Here is a 5,037-nt window from a genome sequence, read left to right as displayed (position 1 = left end):
GAGAATGAATTTGTAAAGCCAGGAAAAGGCCAGGCTTTTAACCGCGTTAAGTTGAGAAACCTCAATACTGGGCGTCAATGGGAGAGAACCTTCAAGTCAGGTGAATCTCTTGAAGCGGCTGACGTAATGGAATTCGATATGGAGTACCTCTATACCGATGGTGAGTTCTGGCACTTTATGATGACTGATGGTTCTTTTGAACAGCATGCTGCTGATGAAAAGGCTGTCGGTGATACAATTAAGTGGTTAAAGGAACAGGATGTTTATACGGTCACACTATTCAATGGTGCACCCTTGGCTGTTGCTGCAGCAAACTTTGTTGAGCTGGAAGTGGTAGAAACTGACCCGGGTTTGAAAGGCGATACAGCTCAAGGTGGCACAAAGCCGGCTACCTTTTCTACCGGTGCAACGGTCAATGTGCCATTATTTGTCAATATTGGTGAGAAGCTGCGTATCGATACTCGTACTGGTGAATACGTGAGTCGTGCCAAGTCATAATTGAGCAATTGATTGCATAGAGATTAGAGGTTTGCTTGCTTGTTATGAATAAAACTTCAGAACAATGGCAACCAACATGTTCTTTGCAAAGACTAAAAGCCCGGGCTGAGCTATATGCGCAGCTTCGGGCTTTTTTTGTCGCACGTCATGTGCTTGAAGTTGAAACGCCTATTCTTGGTCGCTCAACTGCGACAGATCCTCATCTGGAAAGTTTGTCTTGCGCTTTGAATTCTGCACCTGGTGCGGGTTCAGAATGTTTATATCTACATACTTCTCCTGAATTCCCTATGAAGCGTCTACTTGCTGCGGGGAGTGGTTCGATTTTCCAAATCTGTAAAACTTTTCGTAATGCTGAAAGCGGCGTACGACATAATCCTGAATTTTCCATGCTTGAATGGTATCGCCCAGGCTTTGATCTCAACGCTCTGATGCAAGAAACCGCAGACCTACTGGAAACTCTTTTGGGTTCATGTGAAGTGTCGACAGTTAGTTATCGCGACTTGTTTCGGAAATATTTAGATCTTGACCCGATGATAGTCGCTATTGATGTACTGAGGCAGAAAGCAATAGAGTTGGCCGGCTATTCCGGGCCTAATTTGGAACGTGATGAGTACCTGGATCTGCTACTAAGCGTCTGTATTGAGCCATACTTGGGCTGTTCTGAAGATAGTAAGCTTAGACCCGTGTTTGTTTCGGATTATCCCGCATCACAAGCATCTCTAGCCGCCTTGAAGCATGATGAGGATGGCTTATTGGTCGCAGAAAGGTTCGAGCTATATATAAACGGGCTCGAGATTGCGAATGCCTATCATGAACTAACGGATGCTAAAGAGCAGCGCCAGCGCTTTGAATCTGATAATTTGGTACGCCAGGATATGGGTTTGAATGGGATACCAATCGATGAGAAGTTCTTATCAGCTTTGGAGTCTGGTATGCCAGACTGTTCGGGAATTGCCCTAGGTTTGGATCGTTTGTTGATGATCAAAGAGGGAGTCAATAGCATTGAAGATGTATTGAGCTTCCCTCTAAGTCGGGTCTAGTAAATCTAGCTTTTAATGATACTACCGAAGTTTTCACCCATTCTAACGGGGGAGCCTGCCTGCATTGCTTCATTGAATTGTGTTGTGCCTTTTGGAAACGCCAATACAACGGTAGAACCGAGCTTGAATCGTCCCATTTCCTGCCCCTTTTCCAGAGTGATACTGCTCGCATCCCCATAAAGGGTACTGTTCACATCGCGCTTAACCGGAGCGACTAAACCAGACCAAACGGTCTCGATACTGGCAACAATCATTGCACCAACCAAGACCATGGCCATCGGGCCAAACTCGGTATCGAATATGGCTGCAACACGCTCATTTCTGGCGAATAGGCGAGGGACATTCTCTGCCGTTACCGGGTTAACCGAAAATAACTTACCAGGGATATAAACCATTTCTCTTAATGTGCCGGTGCAGGGCATATGAATTCGATGGTAATCTTTAGGCGACAAGTAGATTGTTGAGAAGTCGCCACCCATAAACGGTTCGGCTCGTTCAATGTCGCCGCCAAGCAGCTCTACCACACTAAAGCTCTGACCTTTTGCCTGAAATACCTGGCCTTTATCAACCTGGCCTAGCTGGCTAATCGCGCCATCAACCGGAGAAATGATTGCATCTTCTTGGGTGTCAATTTCCCGTGCGCCAGGTTTAAGTTCACGAGTGAAGAAGTCATTGAAGTGCTTAAAATTCTCTGGCGAATCAAGCAAGGCTTCAGACATATTGACGCCGTATTTATCAATAAACCAAGCGATCAGCTTATTCTTGAACGCCGGAATTTCACATTCAGCGACTTTTCCTGCTGCCCGCGAGATCAAGTGTTGCGGTGCAATATATTGACTGAAAATAAATAGATCATCGAGTTTCATAGTAAGTCCGTTAGTAGTAATTTACTCATTCAATAGGGGTGTCAGCTTGGTTTCCCCATTCGCCCCAAGAACCAGGGTAAGCTTTTATATCTGTGAAGCTAAGTAGCTTGCCTAATAGATAAGTGAGGCCTGAGCGATGGTGGGTTTGGCAGTGTGTGACGGTTGGCTTTTCTGGGCTTATTCCAACAGTCGCTAACTCACTCAACAAGGTGTCAAAGGGTTTTAGTTTTAGGCTATTTTGTTGATCCATCGCGCGAGTCCACTCGTAGTTTAGTGCGCCGGGAATCTTGCCGCCTCTGGCTGCGTAAGCAGTTTCGCCACTATGCTCCATCGGAGAACGAGCGTCCCAGATTTGCAAATCTTGAGTGTTTACAAGCTCTTTTAGCTGCGCGAGAGTGAGGCTATGTTTACCGCTAAAAGACACTTGAATATCTGACTTTTCATTAGCCACAGGGCCGCTTTCCATGTCGAAATTTTCAGCAGCCCATGCGTGCAAGCCGCCATTCAAATAGCGGTAGTTGTTATGGCCAATTTCATCGAGTAGCCAGATAAAACGTCCTGCCCAGCCGCCACCTTCATCATCGTATACAATAACCTGACTATCGGGAGTCAGACCAATGCTTTGCATTAAATCGTTTAAATTTTCTTTACTCGGAGCAAGGCCGGGCACCGGCGGACCCGCCTGGGTTAAATTAGGGCTTACCAGTACTGCACCGGGGATATGAGCGCTTAGGTAGCGATCTTCTTTTCCAAGGTCGACGATGATCAGCTTTTCAGAGGAGTCTTCATTATTTAATAGTGCGAGTAATTGAGGCGCTTCAATTAACAGATCTGACATTTGTTAGTTCTCATTGCTTCAAATGATGATCGGCGGATCATACCAGATGACAAAGTTTGGGACTAACTATTCTTCACCCTTTGATGCTTGACGATTCGCTTGATGCTGTAAGGAAGTAGTGACTGCGCTGCATAGGTATTTGAATTGTTTATAGTGAGCGTCGGTGAGTGTTTGGTTGTCAGTGTTATCTGCGAAGAAAAGGGCAACCGGTTTTTTGCCAACAAATACCGACATTAAGAAAAACTCTTTTGAGTCGGTGGCGCCCTTGAAATTCATGGGAATCAGGTCGAGTATCTTCTTGTCACTAGAGGGTTTCACCCAAATACTGGCTGGGCGAGAGCATAATTTCTCAAAAATAGTATTCTTGATTATTTTGCTTTCAAAATCCTTAAGTTCAGGGTGATCTTGGCACCCGACTGAATAATAGTTTTTAAAGCGGCTGCGGTCTTTGCTTATCAGACCCACGCATGCTCGTTCTAACTCAATGCCGTAGGCAATGCCTTGGGTCGCGGCATTCATCAGCTCATGTAGGTCGGTAAACTCCTGCGGGCGATGAGCCATGATATGTGTTAGCTCAGTATATAAGGGGTTCCGTGAAAGCGGCCCGTTTGCTTGCGCTTTTTCAGCAATGCCTTCTTTATTAGTCGGTGCATTAATTTTTTCAGGTTTCGGTACGTCCCGGTTCTCGTGTTGTCTGGTGTCTTCAAGCTTGTTAGTTTTAGTAGAGCTGGCTATTGGCGCTTCTGGAGCAGGGGGCGCTGCTTTTCCCTTCTGAGATGGCGCATAGGCATCTGACTGGAATTCACTGAGTTGGCACTCACTTTGTGCTTTAGTGCGCTTGCGTGGTGGCACGAATAATTTAGCAGCCGGTTGCATTACGCCTGGCATAGGATGAGCGCGTGACATATCTGCAGCAGCTTCATGAGTTAGCTGAATCGCTTCATCAACCGAGCAGTTTAAGTAGCAAGCCAGAATCCGTTGTGCTCTTAATGTTGCCCTTGAATACCAGCAATATGAAGAATAGTGAGCAATCAGGTTTGCCAGCATCACGACAAAATGTGGAGACTGCATCAGCATATTAATGTCGCGATCTTCAACACGGAGCGGTTTCCCATCAGGGCTAAAAGAGCGGGCAATAGTGACCCATTGCTTATGGCTTAATTGTTTATCTGGTTGATAGCATGCCTGAGCCAGGGCAGGAACGTTTAGCTTTTTAGCCAGAGCGGTCGTGACATCGACGATTGTACCGCCTAATACTTCTTTCTCGGCAACATGGGGGAGCTTGTAGTTGGAACGAATGGCATAGCGTACTAAACGCATTTCAGGCGTTGCAAAGCGCCATAAATACCAGATAGGCGCACCCAGAAACAAGCTGGACCAATAAACGTCTTCGGGGTTTCCTTTACCTTTTCTTTTAGCGATGGCTCGACCGAGGTGGCCTGCATATAAACTGGTTGATAGTGTTCGAAGGTAGTAGAAACTGGTAATACTCTTTAAGGAAATAGCTTTAAAGGGTTGCTCGTTTATCAGCTCTGTTAGGCGCTCAATGCCAATCATACTAATGGCGTGTGCCAGTGTCTTACTGCTCGGTGTATCTTCTAGCTGGCTATCATTGGCGTGTGACATGACGTAAAAAGCCAAGATTGGGTCTTTATTAACGTGAGCAGCCAGATGAGAGTATGGAATAACCTTTTTTTCTAGCATACGAATGACTTTTTGACCCACTTTAAATGGCGAGGGAAGTGACTTTGTCACCAGAAAGTTTGCCCAGCCTTCAGCGCTATCGGGCATTTTT

General features: G+C 45.9%; 5 protein-coding genes. 2 read left to right on the top strand and 3 right to left on the bottom strand.

The window, feature by feature from the left end; genetic code table 11:
• The coding region (gene efp, locus A3761_RS22035; protein ID WP_068750885.1) for an elongation factor P at positions 1–498 on the top strand (498 nt) is incomplete at its 5' end.
• Between the two features lie 44 nt (positions 499–542).
• Positions 543–1,538: an EF-P lysine aminoacylase EpmA gene (gene epmA / locus A3761_RS22030; protein WP_068507597.1), complete on the top strand. Its 996-nt coding sequence runs from the start codon at positions 543–545 to the stop codon at positions 1,536–1,538.
• 5 nt (positions 1,539–1,543) lie between these two features.
• Here epmA and asd read toward each other — a convergent pair whose 3' ends face one another.
• The 3 genes from asd to A3761_RS22015 all read right to left on the bottom strand — a co-directional run.
• On the bottom strand, positions 1,544–2,404 hold the full coding sequence (gene asd / locus A3761_RS22025; RefSeq protein ID WP_068507599.1) for an archaetidylserine decarboxylase: 861 nt from the start codon (positions 2,402–2,404) through the stop codon (positions 1,544–1,546).
• Positions 2,405–2,429: 25 nt separating this feature from the next.
• Positions 2,430–3,242 carry a sulfurtransferase gene (locus A3761_RS22020; protein ID WP_068507602.1) on the bottom strand — a complete coding sequence of 271 codons (813 nt, stop codon included), beginning with the start codon at positions 3,240–3,242 and terminating at the stop codon, positions 2,430–2,432.
• Between the two features lie 66 nt (positions 3,243–3,308).
• Positions 3,309–5,037: HDOD domain-containing protein (locus tag A3761_RS22015; protein ID WP_082870338.1), on the bottom strand; the 1,729-nt coding region annotated here is incomplete at its 5' end.

This window comes from Oleiphilus sp. HI0123, from assembly GCF_001635315.1.
The sequence above is the reverse complement of the archived record's forward strand: the minus strand, read 5'-3'. Positions and strand labels throughout refer to the sequence as shown.